The following is a 19,626-nucleotide window of genomic DNA, read 5'->3' as shown; positions in this document are numbered from 1 at the left end:
TCACGTCAGGAACGTAAAGAGCGGGCTGTCCGGCTCGACGCGCTGAATACGGTGGGGCGCGCGCCGCATCCGTTCCAGGATCGCGGGCAGGTTCTCGGCGGCGCCGAGCTCGATGCCCACCAACGCCGGCCCGGTCTCGCGGTTGTTGCGCTTGACGTACTCGAAGAGCGTGATGTCGTCGTCGGGTCCGAGCACGTCGTCGAGGAACCGGCGAAGCGCCCCCGGCTCCTGGGGGAACTCCACCAGGAAGTAGTGCTTCTTGCCCTCGTAGATCAGGGCGCGCTCCACGATCTCGGCGTAACGGCTGACGTCGTTGTTCCCGCCGGAGAGCACGCACACCACGGTGGCGCCCTCGGGGAGGTCGAGACCGTCGAGCCCCAGCGCGGCCGAGGCGAGGGCACCGGCGGGCTCGCTGATCACCCCGTCGGACTGGTAGAGATCCAGCATCTCCACGCAGATGCGTCCCTCCGGCACGGCGATCAGCCGCGGAGCGTGACGTGCGGCGAGTGCGTGGGTGTGGGTGCCCACCATGCGCACGGCCGCGCCGTCGACGAACGGGTCGAGCGTGTCCAGGGGCGTGGGCCCGCCTCGCTCCAACGCCAGGGCCATGCTCGTCGCGCCCCGAGGCTCCGCGCCGACGACGTCCACGGCGGGATACCGCTCCCGCAGCCATGCCAACGTGCCGCCGAGCAGGCCACCGCCTCCCACGGGGACGATCACCACGTCGGGCGGGTACCCGAGCTGGTCAACGATCTCCTTGGCCACCGTGCCCTGGCCCGCGATGGTGTGCGGGTCGTCGAACGCCGGGATGAGCACCGCGCCCGTGGCGTCCGCGTGTGCCCGCGCCGCCGCCGCGGCGTCGTCGTAGGTCTCGCCCTCGACGATCACCTGGACGTGCTTGCCGCCGAGCCAGGCCACGCGTTCGCGTTTCTGCTTCGGTGTCGTCCTCGGCAGGTACACGCGCGCCTCGACCCCCAGGGCCGCCGCCGCGTACGCGACACCCTGGGCGTGGTTTCCGGCGCTGGCGCAGACCACACCACGGAGGCGTTGCTCCTCCGGCAGACGGCTCATCAGGTTGTAGGCGCCGCGAACCTTGTAGGAGCGGACGGAGTTCAGATCCTCCCGTTTGAGCCAGACGTCGAGGCCGTGGCGACGGGACAACCGCTCGTTGCGGTGGAGAGGCGTGGGTGGGATCACGTCCGCGAGCCGTCGGGCCGCCGCCTCGATGTCGTCCGCGGTCACGGTCGGAGGCGTCGTTGTCTGCTCGGCCACGTTCTTCTCCCTGCGAGCTTGCCGGCGGTGCGCACCCTCACCTGCTGTTTCACGCTAGCAGCACCGTCGTGGCCCCCGGAGGGTGGTCGGACAACTATGCGTGATCGACGACGAGCGTGCAGTACCTACCCGCGCGTTGGCTCACCCGATAGGGGGGATACCGTGCCAGGGCTGCGTTAGCTCGGGTTGCGCGAGGCCGCCCGAGGAGGTACAGGGAGGACCTTCCGGCAATGACCACGTTGCGGGAACCCTTGCGGGAGGAGAAGGCGTCCGTACCGCCGTCGCGTCCCCGGCGTAAGTTCCGTCCCGAGTTGCAGGGCTTGCGTGCGTTGGCCGCCGCGTTGGTGGTCGTCTATCACGTGTGGCTCGATCGTATTTCGGGCGGTGTGGACGTCTTTTTCTTCGTGTCCGGTTTTTTGATCACCGGGCAGTTGTTCCGCGCGAGTGTGCGTGGTCGTATCGAGTTCCGCCCGTTCTGGGGCCGGATGTTCAAACGCCTGTTCCCCGCCGCGCTGACCGTCATCGTCGTCTCGATGGGGGCCGCACTCCTCTGGTTGCCGGAGCATCGTTGGATCCAGACGGCGAAGGAAGTCATCGCGTCGGCGTTGTACTTCGAGAACTGGCAGTTGGCCGCGGACTCGACCGACTACTTCGCCCAGCACAGCAGCGCCAGCATCATGCAGCACTTCTGGTCGCTGTCGGTGCAGGGGCAGTTCTACCTGGTCTGGCCCTTGCTGATCGCCGTGGTGATGGTGATCGTCCGCCGGCTCGGTTGGAGCATGAGGGCGACCCTGATCACGACCCTGTCACTGATCTTCGCCGTGTCGTTGGCGTATTCGGTGTGGTTGACGGCGGTGAATCAGCCGTTTGCGTACTTCAGCTCGTTGACGCGGGTGTGGGAGTTCGCGTTGGGTGGTTTGCTGGCGTTGACGATTGATCGGATCGTGTTGCCGCGGTGGTTGGCCGTGGTGTGTGGGTGGCTCGGTGTGATCGGGCTGGCCTCGTGTGGTTTGGTGTTGCAGGTCGGCACCATGTTCCCCGGGTATGTGGCGTTGTGGCCGATGGTGTCGGCGTTGTTGGTGTTGGTGGCGGGGGCGACCGGTAGCCGGGTGGGTGCCGATCGGTTTTTGTCGTCGCGTCCGTTGATTTATTTGGGCAACATCAGTTATTCGCTGTATTTGTGGCATTGGCCGGTGTTGCTGTTTTATTTGGTGGTTCGGGGGCAGAGTGAGGTTGGTCTGCTCGGTGGCGCCGGTGTGATCGGGTTGTCCGTGGTGTTGGCGGTGTTGACGTATCACGGGATCGAGAATCCGGTGCGGTATTCGCAGATCGGGGTGACCACCCGCTGGGGCGCCTACCGATTCGCGGTGCTGGTGCTGGTGCCCGTCATCGCCGCGGCCGTCGCCTGGCAGCAGGTGACCACTCAACGCGCGAAGTTCGACTTCCGGGCCGACGACCCGGCTCACCCCGGTGCTCAGGTACTGGCGACGGGCAAACCCGTCTACGACCCCGACAACGACGTCGTTCCCCCGTACGCGGCGCTGCCGAGCCAGTGGACCGAGTTCGAGCTCGACGAATGCATCCGGGAGACGGTCGGGGAGGACGGCAACGTCCGGGAATGCCGAATGACGCCGCCGGACGGGGTCGCGCCGACACGACGCGTCGTCGCGGTGGGCGACTCCCACATCTGGCAGTTGGCGTCGGCACTCATCCCCATCGCCAAGGAGGAGAACTGGGAACTCTTCGTGTTCCACCAGTCCGGCTGCCCGCTGACGGCGAACGAGGCGGAGCCGATCAGCGAGCTGTGCGTGCAGTGGAACCGGGAAGTGTTGCCCAAGATCATCGACCTCCACCCCGACGCGGTACTCGCGATGGCGACCCGAGACGTTCGGGTGGGGCTGTCGGAGTGGACGCCCGATGGCTATGTGGAGCAGTGGCGCCGGCTGGGCGAGCACGGCATTCGCGTGGTGGGGATTCGTGACAGCCCGCGGTTCGATTTCGAACCGTCGGAGTGCGTGCAGCTGCACGGTCTGGACGCGCCGGAGTGCGCGCCTCGACGCGGGGACATGTACCACGCTCGGCCGCCGTGGGAGACGGCGGGCAACGTGCCCGCCAACACCGCGTTCGTGGACCTCAGCGACTACTTCTGCACCCCGGCCGTCTGCCCGCCCGTGATCGGCAACGTGCTCGTCTACATGGACGACAACCACGTCACCAGGACCTACATGGAGACCCTCGCGCCGATCCTGAAGCGGGAAATCGCGGGCGCGCTCGGCTGGGAGGAGTCGTCCCCGGCGCCCCAGTGAGCCGTCCCCGGCACTCGTGTTCGGCGGCCCGGCGTGCCACCCGTCCCCGCGGACGGCGCGCCGGGCCGCCTCCTTTCCCGAACGGGAGGGAGTCGTCGGGAGCGGGGAAGGCGAATTCGGCGTCACGTTCGTGGATTCCGGCCCATCGGCACAGGGGGGCGTTCAACTCCGTGCCGCATGATCGAGATGTCCGTAGGCTGGCCGTCATGGGCGTACTGGGTTGGATCGTTCTCGGACTGCTCGCCGGAGCCATCGCCAAGATGCTGATGCCGGGGCGGGACCCCGGAGGATGTCTGCTCACGATATTGCTCGGTATCGGGGGCGCCCTGTTGGGTGGCTGGATTGGCAGGACGACGTTCGACGTCGACCTCGGGACGTTCTTCGACCTCCGCACCTGGGGGCTGGCGATCCTCGGCGCCTTGGTGATCCTGTTGCTCTACCGAGTGGTGATTGGCTCGGGGCGCCGTGAGGACTGAATCGTGTCCCGGACCACATCCCAGTCGCTGCAGTGAGCGCTTGCTTAGTAGAGTGCGATCCCGTCGCACCCTGACGAAGGAGTCACGTATGCGAGCAGCGCAGATCACCACACTCGACGGCCCCTCCGCGGTGAGGGTGACGGAGATCGACGAACCGCTCGGTGACAACGGAGCGGTGGTGATCGACGTCCATGCGGCCGGAGTGACGTTTCCCGACCTGCTCCAGACGCGCGGACTCTACCAATACCGGCCGGAGCTGCCGTTCGTGCCGGGCACCGAGGTCGCCGGCGTGGTGCGCTTCGCGCCGGAGGGCGCGTCCGTCCGCGAGGGCGACCGGGTCGCGGCCTTCCCCGGCCTCGGCGGATTCGCCGAGACGGTGGCCGTGTCGCCCGACGCCGTGTTCGCCATTCCCGACACCGTGTCGTTCGTCTCGGCGGCGGCCTTCCCGATGAACTACCTCACCGTGCACTTCGCGTTGACGCGTCGAGGCGGATTGCGGGAGGGCGAGACGGTACTCGTGCACGGCGCGGGCGGTGGAGTGGGCACGGCCGCGGTGCAGCTCGCCTCGGCGCTCGGAGCGCGAGTGATCGCGGTGACGTCGTCGCCGGAGAAGAGCGACATGGCTCGCCGGGCCGGTGCGCACGAGGTCGTGTCGCCCGACGACTTTCGCGCTGCGGTGAAGGACCTGACCGGCGGGGCCGGTGTCGATCTCGTCGTCGACCCGGTGGGAGGCGACCGCTTCACCGACTCCCTCCGCAGCCTCGCGCCGGAGGGGCGGTTACTCGTCATCGGGTTCACGGCCGGGGAGATTCCCGTCGTCAAGGTGAACCGCCTGTTGCTGAACAACATCTCGGTGGTCGGCGTCGGCTGGGGCGCGTTCTGGACCAAGCGGCCCGACTATCTCCACCGGCAGTGGGCGGAGTTGTACCCGCTCGTCGAGCGCGGTGTCCTCGATCCGCCCATCGGCGCGACGTACCCGCTGGACGACGTCGTCACCGCCTTGTCCGAACTAGACGCTCGATCGGCGAAGGGAAAGATCGTCCTGACGATCCGCTGAGAGCGTCTTTCGGGGAGTTTCCCCTGTGGACCTTCGCTGTCGATCGGAAAACACCGCCGACGACAAGAGAAACGGGCGTGGGTGGCTTCCCCTTCACCCACGCCCGTCTCGGTTCTGCCTCGTCGTCCGTGTGATCACTCCACCGCGGAGACCACGTCGACGACCTTGTCGTGACGTACCCACACCGGTTCGGTGTCGTCCTCCGCGTCGTCGGGGCGTGTGGGGAACCACAACACCGACGTGTACGGGTCCGAGATCGGATAGGCGACAACTTCTCCGCTGCGGAACAGTTTCTCCATTCCCACGGGGGTTCCCGCGAGATAGGTGATGCGATCACCGACGACTATCTGGTCGGCAGTCTTACTCATGACAGTCCCCTCCGGACATGTATCCGGACCCCAGGCTGTGCATTGTCGTGCTTCTGACGGTTGAACAGTAAGACGGCAACGAGCCGGGTGAAAGTTGCATCACGGGAACGGGTGACCACCGAACAGGTGGTTTAGGCATAAGCCGCGTAACGTCGCCGGGCCGGGAACGCCCACAGAGGACCGACCCGGCGGCCTCACCGAAGCCTTCAGCGTAGCGGATCGACCGACCGCAGCGCCTCGGGCTGCTTGCCCGTGACGATCTGCTCCGCGAGCAGCCGGCCGGTGATCGGTCCCTGCGTGAAGCCCCACATACCGTGACCACCCGCCACGTATAAGCCGGGAACGGCGGTCGCGCCGATCAACGGCTTGCCGTCCGGAGTGACCGGCCTCGGGCCCACCCACTCGTCGGTGCGCTCGTCCCAGCGCACACCGTCGAGCAGGTCGCGCGCCGACGCCACGATGGCCTCGATGCGCGCGCGGTCGAGCGGGTCGTCGGGGCCGCGGAACTCCATCGTGCCCGCCACCCGCAGCGCGCCCCGGTACGGCGTGCAGGCGACCCGGACGTGAGGCAGGTACACCGGACCCGGCACGGGCCGGTCGGTGGGAACGGTGAACGAATATCCACGGCCCGCGCGCACCGGCACCCGGACGCCCTTGCTGCGCGCCAGCCGGTTCAGCCACGCCCCGGTGGCGACCACCGCCACGTTGCCCGAGACCAGTTCGCCGGTCCGCGATTCGAGGGTGACGGCGTGGTCGTGCGGGCGGATGGCGGTGACGTCGAAGCCCGTGCGGATCACCCCGCCCCGCTGCCGGACCGAGTCGGCCAACGCGGCGACGAACGCTCCGGGGTCGACGTAGCGCTGTCCCTCCAAGCGCACACCTGCACCGATGCGCGCGGAGGCCTGCGGCGCGGCCTCCCGCAGCTCGTCACCGGTGAGGCCCCGGTAGGCGATGTGGCCGCCGGAGGTGTTGATCCGCCGCAGCTCCTTCAGCAGGCCGGTGGCCTGCTTCGGGGTCTCGAACAGCGCCGTGATGGGGGCGCTGACGGTGGGTGCGGTGACCCCGGAGGAGGTCAGCGTGTCGAACGCGTCGAGGCACTCGGCGTTGAAGGGCAGGTTCGCCTGCGCGGCGCGCTCCCACGCGCCCCATGTGCAGTGGGCGGCGAACTGGGTGAGGAAGCGCCACAGGCCGACGTCCACCGTGAAGGGCACGTGCAGGGGAGCCTTCGGGTCCAGCAGGGTCCGCAGACCGTACTTCAGCACGCTGGGCTCATTGAGGGGGATCGCCAGGCCGGGGGAAAGCCACCCCGCGTTGCCCCAGGAGGCGCCCGCCGCGACGTCGTCGCGATCGACCACGGTGACCTCGACCCCGCGATCCTGGAGGAACCAGGCCGTCGACAGTCCCACGATGCCTGCCCCGACCACCACCGCCGTGCGAGGTCCTCCGTCGATGCGCGTGTGTGCGTCCATGACCGCCTGCCTCCTTGTGGCCCGCTGTGCGACGTTGCCCCTCCAGGGTGACCGACCCCACGCGCGATGCGTTTGTCGAATCGGCACAATCTGGCCCACGCGCTTTGTTCGCAACGGCCACGGGGGAACACTCACGGCAATGGTGACATTGGATCGGCTCATCAACGTGCTCAGCGGATACGGCGTGCGCCCCCTGGCCGTGATGTCGCCACGCTCGGCCGAGTTGCACAGCGTGGTCGTCCACGACCCGGCCGATTCGGAGGCCCAGGTTGGTGACGTGCTGCTCGCGGTGGGCGTGCGTGATCCGCGACGGGCGGTGAAGCTGGCCGTGACCGCGCAGGCCACCGTGGTCCTGGTGCACGCCCCCCACGGCTCCCGCGACTCCGCCGTCACCCGCCGGGCAGCGGAGGAGGCCAACCGGCACGGGATCGCGGTGCTGCTCGTGGACAGGGCCGTGGCGTGGAGCCAGGTCTGCGGAGTCGTCTACGGGCTGGTCCTGGAAGGACGCGAGACCGAGGTGGGCCGAGGGCCGAGCGATTTGTTCGCGCTGGCCGACACCATCGCCACCACGGTGGGTGGGCAGGTCACGGTCGAGGACGGGCTGTCGCGTGTGGTCGCCTACTCCTCGCTGCAGCAGGACGCCGACCCCGCGCGGCTCGACACCATCCTCGGCCGCCGGGTGTCGGAACCCGTGCGACGACTGTTCGAGGAACGCGGGGTGTTCCGCCACCTGGCGTCTTCGTCGGAACCGCTGTTCGTGGCGCCCTCGCCGGAGCACGGACTACGGGGGCGCATGGTGGCGGGGGTGCGCGCGGGCAGGGAACTGCTCGGGTCGGTGTGGGTCACCTGCGACGAACCGCTCACCGGGCGACGACTGCGCGCGCTGCGCGACGGTGCCGAGGCGGTCGCGCTGCACCTGTTGCGCTCGCGAGTGAGCTCCGACCTGGAACGACAGGTGGAGTCGGAGCTGGTGATCCAACTGCTGGAGGGCACACCCGACGCCACCTCGGTGTGCGGCAAGCTCGGCCTGCCACCCGAGACGTTCCGGGTCGTGGCGCTGCAGGCCCACGCCGACGATGAACGCCATGCCGCCGTGCTGCTCGCCTACGACCGGGCCACCACGGGATTCGGGTGGTCGCGCCCCGGTCGCAGTACGTTGTTCGGCAACACCGTCTACACGGTGCTGCCGTGCGGGGACGATCCCGCCCCGGCCAAGGCGTGGGTCGCCGAACTGGTGCGCGACCTGCCCGACCACGTGACGGTGGCGGCGGGGATCGGAGGCGTGTGCGAGGTGACGCAGCTGCCCGAGGGCAGACAGGAAGCCGACGAATGCCTCGCGTTGCACGTCGGCCGCCCCGGAAGCGAACCGGTGGACTACGACGGCGCCTGGTCGGAGATCCTGCTGCAACGACTGCGCACGGCCGCCGACTCGGGCAGACGACCCCGGCGCGGACCGATCGCGGAGCTCGCCCGCCACGACGCCGCGCACAACACCCACTACGTGCCGACGTTGCGGGCGTGGCTGGAGGCTCAGGGCGATCTCGGCGCCGCCTCGGCCGCGCTCGACGTGCACCCCAACACGGTGCGTTACCGCATGCGGAGGATGGGGGAGCTGGTACGGCTGGACCTCGACGACCCGAAGACACGGCTCGCGCTCGTGATCGCCCTGGCCGTCACCGGCTGAGCCGACCGGGTCACCGCTCCTCGTCCTCCGGCGGTGATTCGTCGGACGGGGCGGGCGCGTGGTCGGGCAGCACGTGGTGGCTCTCGGTCTCCCCGCTCAGGCGCAGGAACTCCAGGTGACGTTCGTACTGGTCGAGCACGTCGCCGATGAGCTGGTCCCGCGTATAGCCCATGACGTCGTAGCCTTGACCTCCCTCGGACAGATGGACCTCCATGCGGTAGTAGGTGTCGTGCCCGGCCACCGAGCGCATGGCGTACGACGGCGTGGGTCGCTCCACCGGGCGGACCCAGTACCCGAAGTCCGGCTCGGCGTCCAACGACACCCGCAGCGCGAGGTAGGGCACCGTACCGCCCGGTTCGGTCTCCTCGTGGACGTTGGCGTCCAGGCCGCGCGTCCGGAGTTCCTCCGCCACGTCGTGCAGCGCGGGCCGGCACACCTCGTTGACGAAGCGTCTCGCCGCCCGCGGGCCGGGGTAGCTCAACGCCCTGGCCAGTCGATGTCGCCACGTGCTGAGAGGTTGACCGGGGGAGACGGTGGTGCGCACCGACAGCGACGACGGCAGCGTGGTGCGCAGCGCCTCCTCGCGGAAACGTTCCACGCGCAGCGCCCGGTACAGCCCCCAGATGATCAGGAACATCACCAGGGAGAACGGCAGCCCCATGATGATGGTGGCGCTGGTCAGCGCGTCCACCCCGCCGACGACGAGCATGGCCATCGTGAGCAGTCCCGTGGCCAGCGCCCAGAAGATACGCAGCCATGGTTTGGCGTCCGTGACGGGGGTGGGCAGCCGGGTACTGAGGTTGGCCATCACGAGGGCACCGGAGTCCGCCGACGTGACGTACAGCAGCAGGCCCACGAACGTCGCGAGTCCGGCACTGAACGTCACACCGGGGTACTGGGCGAGCAGCCCGTAGAACCCCTGCTCCGGGGTGTTCATCGCGGTCTCGCCGAACTCGAGGTTGCCCCGCCGTACGACGCCGAGGGCACTGTTGCCCAGTATCGACAGGAACGTCAGCGTGAACAAAAACGGCACGACGAGTGTGGCCGCCACGAACTGGCGCAGGGTCCTCCCGCGAGAGATCCGTGCCAGGAACAGCCCGACGAACGGTGCCCACGCCACCCACCACGCCCAGAAGAACAGCGTCCAGTCGTTCAGCCACTCCACCGGCTGGTCGTAGGCGAACGTGTTGAGCGTCATCGACGGGAACCGGCTGACGTAGTCGCCGATGTTGAGGATGAGCGCGTTGAGCAACCGCGCGGGGCCCTCCAGGACGAGGACGTACACCATCAACAGCGCCGCGAGGATGATGTTGAGCTGCGACAGCCTGCGGATGCCCTTGTCCACGCCGGACACGGCGGAGACGGTGGCCATGAGCACGGCGACCACCACCAGCCCGATCTGGGCGGCGGTCCCCTCCGGGATACCGAACATGAACCGGAGGCCGTAGTTGAGCTGCACCACCCCGATGCCGAGGGAGACGGAGATCCCGAAGATCGTGCCCATGATCGCGGCGAGGTCCACCGTGTCGCCGAACCTGCCGTGGATGCGTTTGCCGATGATCGGGTAGAGGGCCGAACGGATCGCCAGCGGGAGCCGGTAGCGAAACGCGAAGTAGCCGAGGACCATGCCCATCAACGCGTACATGGCCCACCCCGTGATGCCGTAGTGGAACAGCGTCCACACGACCGCCTGACGCGCGGCCTCCGCCGTCTGACCCTGCCCCTCGGGCGGGGCGAGGTAGTGACTGACGGGGCCCGACACGGAAAAGAACATGAGGTCGATGCCGATCCCCGCCGCGAACAGCATGGCCGCCCACGAGAACACCCCGTAGTCGGGCGTCGAGTGCTGCGGGCCGAGCTTCACCCGGCCGTAGCGGGAGAAGCCGACGAAGAGGACGAACCCCAGGTAGAGCGTGGCGGCGAGGAAGTAGTACCAGCCGAAGCTGGACGAGATCCACGAGACCGCGCTGCCGATGGCGTTCGACGCGCCGGACGGGGTGAGGATGGCCCACACCGACAACGCCACGATGAGCGTCGCCGAACCGAAGAAGACGAGTCGTTTGAGCCCGTACTCCCGCGTTCCGGCGTCCGGCGTGGACAACGGTTCCGGAGGGGTCCTGTTGTCGTCGGTGGTCGCCAAGGCCGCTCCCGGAGAGACGGGGGACCGGCCGCCTCCACAGTGTCCTCGCGTCGTTCTCGCGTCGTGGCGGGGCGGCCCGCATGTTTGCGGTGAGGGTGCTTCAGGGCACGTTCCAACGGTAGCGAGGCCGACGGCACCGCGCTCGTTACGGCGAATTTCCGGGAAAGGACCCCTCATGTCCACTCTGTTCATCGACGGTCGTTGGGTGTCCGCCTCGGCGGGAGCCACGCGAGACGTCATCAACCCCTACGACCAGTCGGTGGTGCGTACCGTGTCGGAGGCCGACGTCGCCGACACGGAAGCCGCCGTGCTGGCCGCGAGGAAGGCGTTCGACGACGGTGTGTGGCGCACCTGGACGGCCCGGCACCGCTCGCGCCTGCTGCGCCGGGTCGCGGAGCTGTTGCAGCGGGACCGCGCCGAGATCGCCAGAACGGAGACCCTCGACACCGGCAAGACCCTGGTGGAGGGAGGCATCGACGTCGACGACGTGACCTCGGTCTTCGAGTACTACGCCACCCTGGCGGAGTCCGATCCGGGCAGGCTCGTCGACGCGGGCAACCCGGCGGTGCGCAGCCGTGTGGTGTACGAGCCGGTGGGGGTCTGCGCGTTGATCGCGCCGTGGAACTACCCGTTGTTGCAGATGGCGTGGAAGGTGGCGCCCGCGTTGGCGGCGGGCAACACGATGGTGCTCAAACCCAGCGAGACGACCCCGCTGACCACCATCAAGCTGGTGGAGCTGCTGGAGGAGGCGGGTGTGCCCGCCGGGGTGGTCAACCTCGTGCTGGGCGCCGGCGACCCCGTGGGATCGGCGCTCGTGGCGAGTCCCCTGGTGGACCTCGTGTCGTTCACGGGCGGTCTGGCCACCGGTCGCGCGATCATGGCGTCGGCGGCGGGCACGGTGAAGAAGGTGGCACTCGAACTCGGTGGCAAGAACCCCAACATCGTGTTCGCCGACGCCGACTTCGAGGCCGCCATCGACTACGCCCTCATCGCCGTGTTCTTCCACGCCGGCCAGGTGTGTTCGGCCGGAACCCGGCTGGTGGTGGAGGACGCGCTGCACGACCGCTTCGTCGCCGAACTCACCGAGCGCGCCGCACGCATCAGGCTGGGGAACGGACTCGACCCCGACACCGAGAGCGGTCCCCTGGTCTCGGAGGAACACCGCGCGAAGGTGGAATCGTACGTCCGCCTCGGCATCGAGGAGGGCGCGCGCCTGCTGACGGGCGGACGCAGGCCCGACGACCCCAAGCTCGCGCGAGGATTCTTCTACCTGCCCACCGTGTTCGACGACTGCCGCGCGGACATGCGGGTGGTGCAGGAGGAGACCTTCGGGCCGATCCTGACGGTGGAGCGGTTCTCCGAGGTCGAGGAGGCGGTGCGGATCGGCAACGACACCACGTACGGCCTGGCCGCGGCCGTGTGGACGACCGAGGCGCGCAAGGCCGAGTACGTGGCCCGTTCCCTGCGCCACGGAACCGTGTGGATCAACGACTTCGGCCCGTACCTGCCGCAAGCGGAATGGGGCGGCTACAAGCGCTCCGGGATCGGCCGGGAACTCGGTCACGCCGGGCTCGGCGAGTACCAGGAGGCCAAGCACATCTACGAGAACACGGCCCCCGAGCCCCAACGCTGGTTCGCGCGCTGACGAGAAGGTGCTGACACGACCGGGTGAAGCATGACACCATGAGGGTGTGGAACGGCCGGACCGTCCGGTGAGGACGATCCGGCAGGCCTCGGGTCCCCCTGTGGCCGACCTGGTGGACGTGCCCCTTCCCCTCCTTCGCCGGAGGTCACGTCATGCGCGCAATCCACCGCAGGTGCTGCTCCCTCCTCATCGGCGTCCTCGCCCTCCTGCCCGCTTCGGGGGCCTGTCTTCCCCTGCGCGCGGCACTCGACGGCGACCACGCACCGTCTCGTCCCGTGCCGATGCCGTCACTGCACGGCGTCAACCTCGGTGACGGCGTGAGGGCGTTGCGGGCCCTCGGCATCGACGACATCACCACCGTGCCGATCGACGACCACCTGTTCGTGTTCAACCGCGACAACTGGATCGTGGTGCGACAGGCGCCGTCGGCCGGGAAGATCGTCACGCCGGGCGAGGAGGTGGTGCTCAGCGTGGAGAAGACGGACGAGGCGGAGTCGCGGTTCTGCTTCGACGGCGACTGCTGACCGCGGCGGCGAAGGAGCCGGCGCGCACGGCCGTCGGAGGACGTCAGTGCAGGGCGACGGTCAGCAACAGGGTCGCGTCGCTGAGCGCGTAGACCGAGTGGCGTTCCGGCGGCAACGGCACCAGGTCGCCCTCGGCCAGCTCCCACTGTCTGCTCGGCGTGCGCAACAGCACGGTGCCGCCCAGCACGTGCAACGTCCCGGCGGGCGGCGAGTCATGTTCGGCCAGTTCGGTGCCCGTGAGCATCGCGATCAACGTGGACCGCAACGAGTTACCCGACACGAGGGTGCGCGCGGTACGGCGCGCGCTGTGACTTTCGGCCTCGTCGAGTAGTTCGGCGGCCAGAGCGTCGACGGCTGTCACGGTGGGATGCTCGCTCAACGTGTCCTCCGGTCATGGGCCGCTCGTGGGTGGTGTGCTCACCCGCCTGCCGTCATCGTGCTGCCCTCACCGGCCGCGCGCCACTCACGGAGGGGCCCGGAGGCCGTCCGTTCGCGACGCGGTCGGGACGAAAGCCTCTCCTGCGCGGACCGGTCGCGGGTGACACTCGCCGAAAGAGGAGATCGACATGGAACACACGGCGACCTGGACGATGAACATCGTCATCGACGAACAGGACGGACAGACCCGCGCGGAGGCCCTGTTGCGGACGGACGACGGAACCGTCCGTACGGGCATCGGTGTGGCTCGGCGGAACCCGCGGGACACGGACGTGCCCGTCATCGGGGACGAACTCGCGGTCGCGAGGGCGCTGGCCGAACTGTCGCACCAATTGCTGGAGACCACGGTGGCCGACATCGAGTCGGTGACGCACCACCCCGCGCATCTGTCCCGGTGAGGACGAACCACACCCCACCACCCGCGTCGCGGACCCGGGGACGGGCCCGCCCGTAGCCCCGCGTGACGGAGTGGCCCGGCCCGCGTGACCGGCGATTGACCCCTCACCACTCGGGTACACGCCGGTTATGTCGCGCAGCGCCGAAACGGGAGGACGGGAGTCGGGCACACCACGGTCCCCGTCGGCCACCCGGCAGCTGGCCGGACTCAAACTGGACGAGCTCCTTTCGGGCGTACAGTCCCGACTCGCCGAGATCTCGCGCACGAGCGACCGGCTGCAGTCGCTGCTCGACGCGGTTCTCGCGGTCAGTGGTCAGCTCGAACTCGACACGACGCTGCGGCGCACGGTGCGGGCCGCGCTCGACCTGGTGGAGGCACGCAGCGGCACGTTGACGGTGCTCGCCCCCGAGGGTGGGCCCCCGGAACGGGTCACCGTCAATCTCGACCCCGACTCCGGCACCGAGGTGGAGGTGCCGCAGGCCCGCGCTCCCGAGTCGAGGGCGGCCCTCGCCGTGCCCGTGTGGGTGCGGGACGAGACGGTGGGCACCCTCTACGTCAACAACAAGCGGGGTGGCGGCGAGTTCAGCGCCGACGACGAGATCGTGCTGCGGTCACTCGCGGCCTCCGCCGGGGTGGCGGTGGAGAACGCCCGACTCTTCGAACAGACCCGGGTGCGCGGTCGATGGCTGGAAGCCGTCACCGCCGTGAACGCGGAACTGCTCGCCGGCGCGTCGCCCGACCGATCGCTGCGGCGTCTCGCCGAGGTGGCCGGAGAACTGTCCGGGGCCGACGCGGCGGTGGTCCTGCTCGACGAGGGGGACGGCGCGTTGTCCGTCGGCGCGGTCTTCGGGTCGGTACCTCGGCTCGCGGTGGGTGAACTGATCGTCGCGGGTGGTGTCCTCAGCGACGTGCTGAGCAAGGCCGAACCGACGATCCTCGACGATCTCCGTCGTGCGGACACGTCGCTTCCCACGTCGTTGACCACGAAGTTCGGGAGCACCGTCGTGGCGCCGTTGCGTAGTTCCGAGGGCGTCAAGGGCGTACTGCTGGCCCTGCGGGATCGCGGCGCCACCGGGTTCTCCCACCGGGAGATGTCGATGGTGGCCTCGTTCGCCGCGCAGGCCACCGTGGCGTTGCGGTTCGCGGACAAGCAGGAGGGCGAGCGCACCATCGCGCTCCTCGCCGACCGGGACCGCATCGCCCAGGACCTGCACGACCACGTCATCCAGCGGCTGTTCGCCGTCGGCATGAGCTTGCAGGGCGTGCTCAAGGACCTGCGTGATCCCTACGTGGTCGAGCGGGTTCGCGACGCGCTGCAGCGACTCGGCCAGACGGTGCGGGAGATCCGTACCTCGATCTTCAATCTGCATTCGCTGGGCACGTCGGCGCGTCACAGCCTGCGGCGGAGGCTGCTCGACATCGCCTCCGAACCGCCGAACGGAACGAAGGTCCCCTCGGTCCGCATCGGCGGCGCTCTCGACACCCTCGTACCCGAATGGCTCGGCCGCGACGTCGAGGCGGTCGCCCGGCAGGGCATCGGGCAGCTCGCCCGGCAGGTGGTCGATCGGGGCGCCACCCCGGAGGTCGTACTCGACGTCAACGTCGACGACACGGTGACCGTCGACATCCTCGTCCGGGGAACCGACCACGTGCCCGCGCACAGCTCGTGGTTCGAGGAGATCCGCCGGCGAGCCGACGACCACGGTGGTGAGGTGGAGGTGCGCACCGACGATGACGTCGTCCGGTTGATCTGGACGGTGCCGTTGCCCGAGACCGACACCGCCTCGTCGTAGGAGCCGGGACCTTCGACTCTTCACCGACCCGAGTACCCGGAGGATGCTATGTGCTCAACAGTCGGGGGAGGGAAGGCATGACGAGCGACACCGGGGACCTCGCGGAGCACGTGGCGCAGCAACTCGCGGCGGTGGTGATCGCCGCCCTACGACCCGACCCCGCGTCGCCCGACACCGGCCCCGACGCCCGAGCGATCGGGTCCGCCGTCCACCGGCTCGGAGCGGAGCTCGGATCGCTGCTGCGGGAGCTCGAACCCCGTCCCCCGCGCGCGGACGACACGCTGCCGGACGCGACCAAGGTCGACAGCGCGGTGGCCAGAGCGGCGAAGTTGGCCGCACAGATCATGCTGTCGGGCACGCACGACACCGACTCGGCCCGACCGGTGGACCGTGGTGTGACCTCACCACGTCACGGAGGTGGGGTTCCGTGATCGACATACCGCGTGAGCACGACCGATCCGGGGCTAGTTAGTGCATTGTGGACTTCGGGGGGAAACGGTGGCGGGAACCGACCGGCGCCGGGTGATCGACGTGCTCCGGCGGGTGCACCGAACGTGCCATCGCACTGCGAGCATCGTCGGCCGGGTCGACGATGGAGTGACGAGCACCTCGGTCGATGACGCGCAGCGATATGTGGCGGAGTTCATTGGTCGGCGTGGTCACAGGTGAGTAGGGACTTTCGGACCCAGTCCGCATGTCCGGGAACTGCTTAGGTGGTGCCATGCGCAGGACGAGCACCCTCTCCGTGCCGGTCAGCCGGGGGTGGCACGATCATACCTGCTGGTTCCACACGGGGCCCCGGAATTGGCGCGACGTGCTCGTGCCGTTCTTCGAGGAGGGTGTGGTGCACCGGGAGTCGTTGTTCTACGTCTCCGACAAGACCCCGGAGGAACTGGCCGAGGACCTAAAGGAACTACCCGGCCGTGACGAGTTGTTGCGCACCGGGCAACTGACCCTGATGTCGGTGGGGCTCGCCAGGGGAATGGCGGGGGATCAGCGTCTCGCCGAACAGATGGACGTCATCCGGCGCGAGACGGACCACGCCCTCGCGGCCGGATACCCGCGGTTGCGGATCGCCGCCGAGTCCGCGCATCCCATCCAGGGCCGGGCCGACGCCGTGCAATTCGTGCGCTCGGAGTTGCTCGTGGACGAAATGGTGTCGCGGATGCCGGTGGTGTTGTTGTGTGGTTACGACGGTCGTTACGTCGATCGACGTGCCGCGGCGGCGCTTTCCTTCGTGCATCCGCTGAGGCAGCGCTCGACGTTCGGATCGGGCTCGGGGCTGTACGCCGATCCCAATCAGCCCGACACCTGGCGGCTCCACGGCGAACTCGATCTCGCCTCCCGCGAGGTGTTCGAGATCGCGCTGGACGCCCTGCCCGTGCACGGCGACCTGCATCTCAAGCTCGACGGGCTCGACTTCATCGACGTGGGGGGAGCGCATGCTCTCGCGGCTCTCGCCGAACGCATCTTCCCCCGCCGCTTGATCCTGCACGACCCCCCGACCGGGCTGATGCGCATCGTCGAGCTCTCCCGTGACGAATTTCCCTCCATGCGCCGGGTGGTCGCCAGTTCCTGACCGGCCCGCGACCACGGGCGGAGGACGAGCGTGGCCCCGGCGGGGGTCGTCTCCGGTTGTGCGCGCTTGTGCGTATGGACGACTCGCCTCCCGAAGCGTGTGCTGTGAGCAGCACGGAAGGGAGACACACATGACCACGACCGACACCTCCGTCCTCGACGCCGACCGCCTGGAGGAACTGCTGCACCAGGTGATCACCGACGTGGGCGCGGCGATGACCGTGCCGTTGGCGCTCGTCGGGGACCGGTTGGGACTGTTCACGGAGCTGGCGGAGGGCGGTCCGATGAACGCCGGACAGCTCGCCGAGCGCACGGGCCTCGACGCGCGCTACGTCCAGGAGTGGTTGCTCGCCATGGCCACCACCGGCTATGTCACCCACGACGGGAGCTCCGACTCCTCGTCGGATCCCGCCCGGACGCGCTATCACATGTCACCCGAGCAGGCCGAGGCGTTCACCAACTCCGAAAGCCCCGCCTACGTCGCGGGCGCCTTCCAGAACCTCACCGCGGCCACCCGCATCATCGACCGACTCACCGAGGCGTTCCGTACGGGCGAGGGAGTGGGGTGGCACGAGCATCACGAGGACCTCTTCCTCGGTACGGAGAGGTTCTTCCGGCCGAGCTACCTGGCGAACCTGACGTCGACATGGATCCCGGCGCTGTCGGGAGTGGAGGACAAACTGCGGACGGGCGCGCGGGTGGCGGACGTCGGCTGCGGACTCGGCGCGTCGACGATCATCATGGCGAAGGAGTACCCGAAAAGCGAGTTCGTGGGTATCGACTACCACGGGCCCTCCATCGTGCTGGCACAGCACCGCGCGACGGAGGCGGACGTCGCCGACCGGGTCTCGTTCCGCACGGCCGGGGCGACCGACCTCGACGGCAGCTTCGACTTCATCACCTTCTTCGACTGCCTGCACGACATGCCCGACCCCGTCGGGGCGCTGCGCGCGGCGTACTCCGCGCTCGCCGACAACGGCACGGTGATGCTCGTCGAACCGATGAGTTGGGACAGCGTGGAGGAGACGTTGAACCCGCTGGGACGCCTGCTGGTGGGAGCCTCGACGTGGATCTGCCTGCCCAGCGGGTTGTCCGCGGAACCGGCCTACGGCCTGGGCAACCAGGCGGGCCCGACGAGAACGTGCGAACTCGGCCGGGAGGCGGGCTTCGGCGTCGCGCGCGAAGCAGTGGCCACGGACTTCAACCGGGTGTACGAGTTGCGGAAGTGACGTGGACACGGCGGTGGCCGCCGCGATCAACCCAGGACGCGAGCGACCGCCGCGGCCCGACCGTCGACCCGAAGCTTGCGGTAGACGTGCTCCAGGTGCTTGGCGACGGTACGCGGACTGAGCGCCAGCTCGTGCGCGATCGCGACGTTCGTGCGCCCCAGGGCCACGAGCCGGACGATCTCCCGTTCCCGCAGGGTCAGCACGGTCTGCTGGAGGTCCGGGACCACGAGACGAGCGGAGTGCAACCGCCGGAGGACCGACGTGATCGGTTCCCGCAGCAGCTCGCACACGTCGTGCTCGACGTCGGTGTAGGGGCGGGTGTGACGCGAGAACACCACGGTGGCGTGCAACGTCGGAACCGGCGTCACCGAGAGCGTGACGTGGTGCGGGCGGAACCCGTCGCCCGACGGGGCGGACACGCGGTGGAACTCGACGTGACGGACGGTGCCGGTGCGGAGATCCCGCGCGTGGTAGACGACGGAATCCGAGGCGAGAAGATCGCACATCACCGCCAGACACGACTCCGGGAACCGTTCCGGGTCGGTGATCCCGGCGATGGTGTCCACAACGGACACGAGATGTCGGGCCGTGTGCAGTGAGAGGTACATGTCCGAGGTGCTCGGGAAGGGAGCGTGACGTGCCTTCGACCGTGCGCCGCGACCGACGGGAAGTCAAGGGCGCCGACATCGGAACGGAGAATGACGATGACACGGAAGTACGTGGACTGCCGGGAGACACCCAGCGTGTCCGGCTGCACGCTGGCGATGAGCGGGGAAACGGAGGAGCTGGTGCGCGCGGCGGCACACCACGCCGCCGATGTGCACGGGCACACCGACGACGACGAACTGCGCGAGAGGATTCGGCGGAGCCTCGGTGACGCTCCCGTGGCCGACACCCGGCCGGGCGCGTTCGTGCAACTGATCGAGTTCCGCACCGACCGGATCGACGAGGTCGAGCGAATGGCGCGGGAGTGGGCCGAGGCGATCGGAGCGGACCGCACCGCGCGGTGGGCGGTCGTCGGAGCCGACCGGGATCACCCGGACACCTACGTGGAGATCGTGGAGTTCCCCGACCACGCCGCCGCGATGGCCAACTCGGCGAGTCCCGTCACCACGCGGTTCGCCGAGAACCTGCGCAAGGTGTGCGTCGACGAGCCCCGGTTCGTGAACCTGCAGGTGCGTTCCACGACCGACTTCACGTTCTGACCCCTGTGCCGGAGGTGGTGTGGTCGGGTCTTTCGGGGCCGAAAT

At 68.9% G+C, this 19,626-nt stretch carries 18 protein-coding genes; 12 read left to right on the top strand and 6 right to left on the bottom strand.

The features are described from left to right. Complete coding sequence (gene ilvA / locus SACGLDRAFT_RS12790) at positions 1-1,272, bottom strand: threonine ammonia-lyase IlvA (protein WP_005465178.1); 1,272 nt, start codon at positions 1,270-1,272, stop codon at positions 1-3. Between the two features lie 230 nt (positions 1,273-1,502). Here ilvA and SACGLDRAFT_RS12785 point away from each other — a divergent pair, with 230 nt between their 5' ends. From SACGLDRAFT_RS12785 to SACGLDRAFT_RS12775, 3 genes are all read left to right on the top strand, one after another. Next, positions 1,503-3,578: an acyltransferase family protein gene (locus tag SACGLDRAFT_RS12785; RefSeq protein WP_005465177.1), complete on the top strand. Its 2,076-nt coding sequence runs from the start codon at positions 1,503-1,505 to the stop codon at positions 3,576-3,578. Positions 3,579-3,784: 206 nt separating this feature from the next. After that, positions 3,785-4,054 (top strand): GlsB/YeaQ/YmgE family stress response membrane protein, encoded by a 270-nt coding sequence (locus SACGLDRAFT_RS12780; RefSeq protein ID WP_005465175.1) that lies wholly within the window; start codon positions 3,785-3,787, stop codon positions 4,052-4,054. Between the two features lie 88 nt (positions 4,055-4,142). Further along, the gene (locus tag SACGLDRAFT_RS12775) at positions 4,143-5,111 is read left to right on the top strand and encodes an NADPH:quinone oxidoreductase family protein (protein WP_005465174.1); all 969 of its coding nucleotides are present in this window, start codon (positions 4,143-4,145) and stop codon (positions 5,109-5,111) included. 134 nt (positions 5,112-5,245) lie between these two features. Here the strand turns inward: SACGLDRAFT_RS12775 and SACGLDRAFT_RS12770 are convergent, their stop codons facing one another. Further along, positions 5,246-5,479 (bottom strand): hypothetical protein, encoded by a 234-nt coding sequence (locus tag SACGLDRAFT_RS12770; RefSeq protein ID WP_005465173.1) that lies wholly within the window; start codon positions 5,477-5,479, stop codon positions 5,246-5,248. 206 nt (positions 5,480-5,685) lie between these two features. Next, positions 5,686-6,948, bottom strand: coding sequence for an NAD(P)/FAD-dependent oxidoreductase (locus tag SACGLDRAFT_RS12765; RefSeq protein ID WP_005465172.1), 1,263 nt, complete (start codon positions 6,946-6,948; stop codon positions 5,686-5,688). A gap of 139 nt (positions 6,949-7,087) precedes the next feature. Here SACGLDRAFT_RS12765 and SACGLDRAFT_RS12760 point away from each other — a divergent pair, with 139 nt between their 5' ends. Next, positions 7,088-8,632, top strand: coding sequence for a PucR family transcriptional regulator (locus tag SACGLDRAFT_RS12760; RefSeq protein ID WP_005465171.1), 1,545 nt, complete (start codon positions 7,088-7,090; stop codon positions 8,630-8,632). Positions 8,633-8,642: 10 nt separating this feature from the next. Here SACGLDRAFT_RS12760 and betT read toward each other — a convergent pair whose 3' ends face one another. After that, positions 8,643-10,772: a choline BCCT transporter BetT gene (gene betT, locus SACGLDRAFT_RS12755; RefSeq protein WP_005465170.1), complete on the bottom strand. Its 2,130-nt coding sequence runs from the start codon at positions 10,770-10,772 to the stop codon at positions 8,643-8,645. A gap of 175 nt (positions 10,773-10,947) precedes the next feature. Between betT and SACGLDRAFT_RS12750 the strand changes: the two genes are divergently transcribed. Both SACGLDRAFT_RS12750 and SACGLDRAFT_RS12745 read left to right on the top strand, forming a co-directional pair. Continuing rightward, positions 10,948-12,417, top strand: a complete 1,470-nt coding sequence (locus SACGLDRAFT_RS12750; RefSeq protein WP_005465169.1) for an aldehyde dehydrogenase family protein — start codon at positions 10,948-10,950, stop codon at positions 12,415-12,417. A 152-nt stretch (positions 12,418-12,569) separates the two neighbouring features. Then, entirely contained in the window at positions 12,570-12,941 is a 372-nt protein-coding gene (locus tag SACGLDRAFT_RS12745; RefSeq protein WP_005465167.1) for a PASTA domain-containing protein, read from the top strand. Between the two features lie 43 nt (positions 12,942-12,984). On the opposite strand, the gene SACGLDRAFT_RS12740 is transcribed toward SACGLDRAFT_RS12745, so the two are convergent. Continuing rightward, on the bottom strand, positions 12,985-13,320 hold the full coding sequence (locus tag SACGLDRAFT_RS12740; protein WP_005465165.1) for a cupin domain-containing protein: 336 nt from the start codon (positions 13,318-13,320) through the stop codon (positions 12,985-12,987). Between the two features lie 187 nt (positions 13,321-13,507). Between SACGLDRAFT_RS12740 and SACGLDRAFT_RS12735 the strand changes: the two genes are divergently transcribed. The 5 genes from SACGLDRAFT_RS12735 (at position 13,508) to SACGLDRAFT_RS12715 (ending at position 18,376) form a co-directional block, all read left to right on the top strand. Further along, complete coding sequence (locus tag SACGLDRAFT_RS12735) at positions 13,508-13,777, top strand: DUF1876 domain-containing protein (protein ID WP_005465163.1); 270 nt, start codon at positions 13,508-13,510, stop codon at positions 13,775-13,777. Positions 13,778-13,904: 127 nt separating this feature from the next. After that, a complete protein-coding gene (locus tag SACGLDRAFT_RS12730) occupies positions 13,905-15,569 on the top strand; it encodes a GAF domain-containing protein (protein ID WP_005465161.1) in 1,665 nt (554 codons plus the stop codon). A gap of 77 nt (positions 15,570-15,646) precedes the next feature. Further along, positions 15,647-16,000 carry a hypothetical protein gene (locus SACGLDRAFT_RS12725; protein ID WP_005465159.1) on the top strand — a complete coding sequence of 118 codons (354 nt, stop codon included), beginning with the start codon at positions 15,647-15,649 and terminating at the stop codon, positions 15,998-16,000. A 290-nt stretch (positions 16,001-16,290) separates the two neighbouring features. Then, entirely contained in the window at positions 16,291-17,148 is an 858-nt protein-coding gene (locus SACGLDRAFT_RS12720) for an MEDS domain-containing protein (RefSeq protein ID WP_005465157.1), read from the top strand. 130 nt (positions 17,149-17,278) lie between these two features. Beyond that, a complete protein-coding gene (locus SACGLDRAFT_RS12715) occupies positions 17,279-18,376 on the top strand; it encodes a class I SAM-dependent methyltransferase (RefSeq protein WP_005465155.1) in 1,098 nt (365 codons plus the stop codon). Positions 18,377-18,402: 26 nt separating this feature from the next. Here SACGLDRAFT_RS12715 and SACGLDRAFT_RS12710 read toward each other — a convergent pair whose 3' ends face one another. Next, complete coding sequence (locus tag SACGLDRAFT_RS12710; protein WP_005465153.1) at positions 18,403-18,984, bottom strand: helix-turn-helix transcriptional regulator; 582 nt, start codon at positions 18,982-18,984, stop codon at positions 18,403-18,405. A gap of 96 nt (positions 18,985-19,080) precedes the next feature. Between SACGLDRAFT_RS12710 and SACGLDRAFT_RS12705 the strand changes: the two genes are divergently transcribed. After that, positions 19,081-19,581 carry a DUF1059 domain-containing protein gene (locus SACGLDRAFT_RS12705; protein ID WP_005465151.1) on the top strand — a complete coding sequence of 167 codons (501 nt, stop codon included), beginning with the start codon at positions 19,081-19,083 and terminating at the stop codon, positions 19,579-19,581. The last annotated feature ends 45 nt before the right edge of the window (positions 19,582-19,626 follow it).

The sequence above is a fragment of the Saccharomonospora glauca K62 genome (assembly GCF_000243395.2).
Taxonomy (GTDB): Bacteria; Actinomycetota; Actinomycetes; order Mycobacteriales; family Pseudonocardiaceae; genus Saccharomonospora; species Saccharomonospora glauca.
This window is presented reverse-complemented; position numbering and strand designations above follow the sequence as displayed.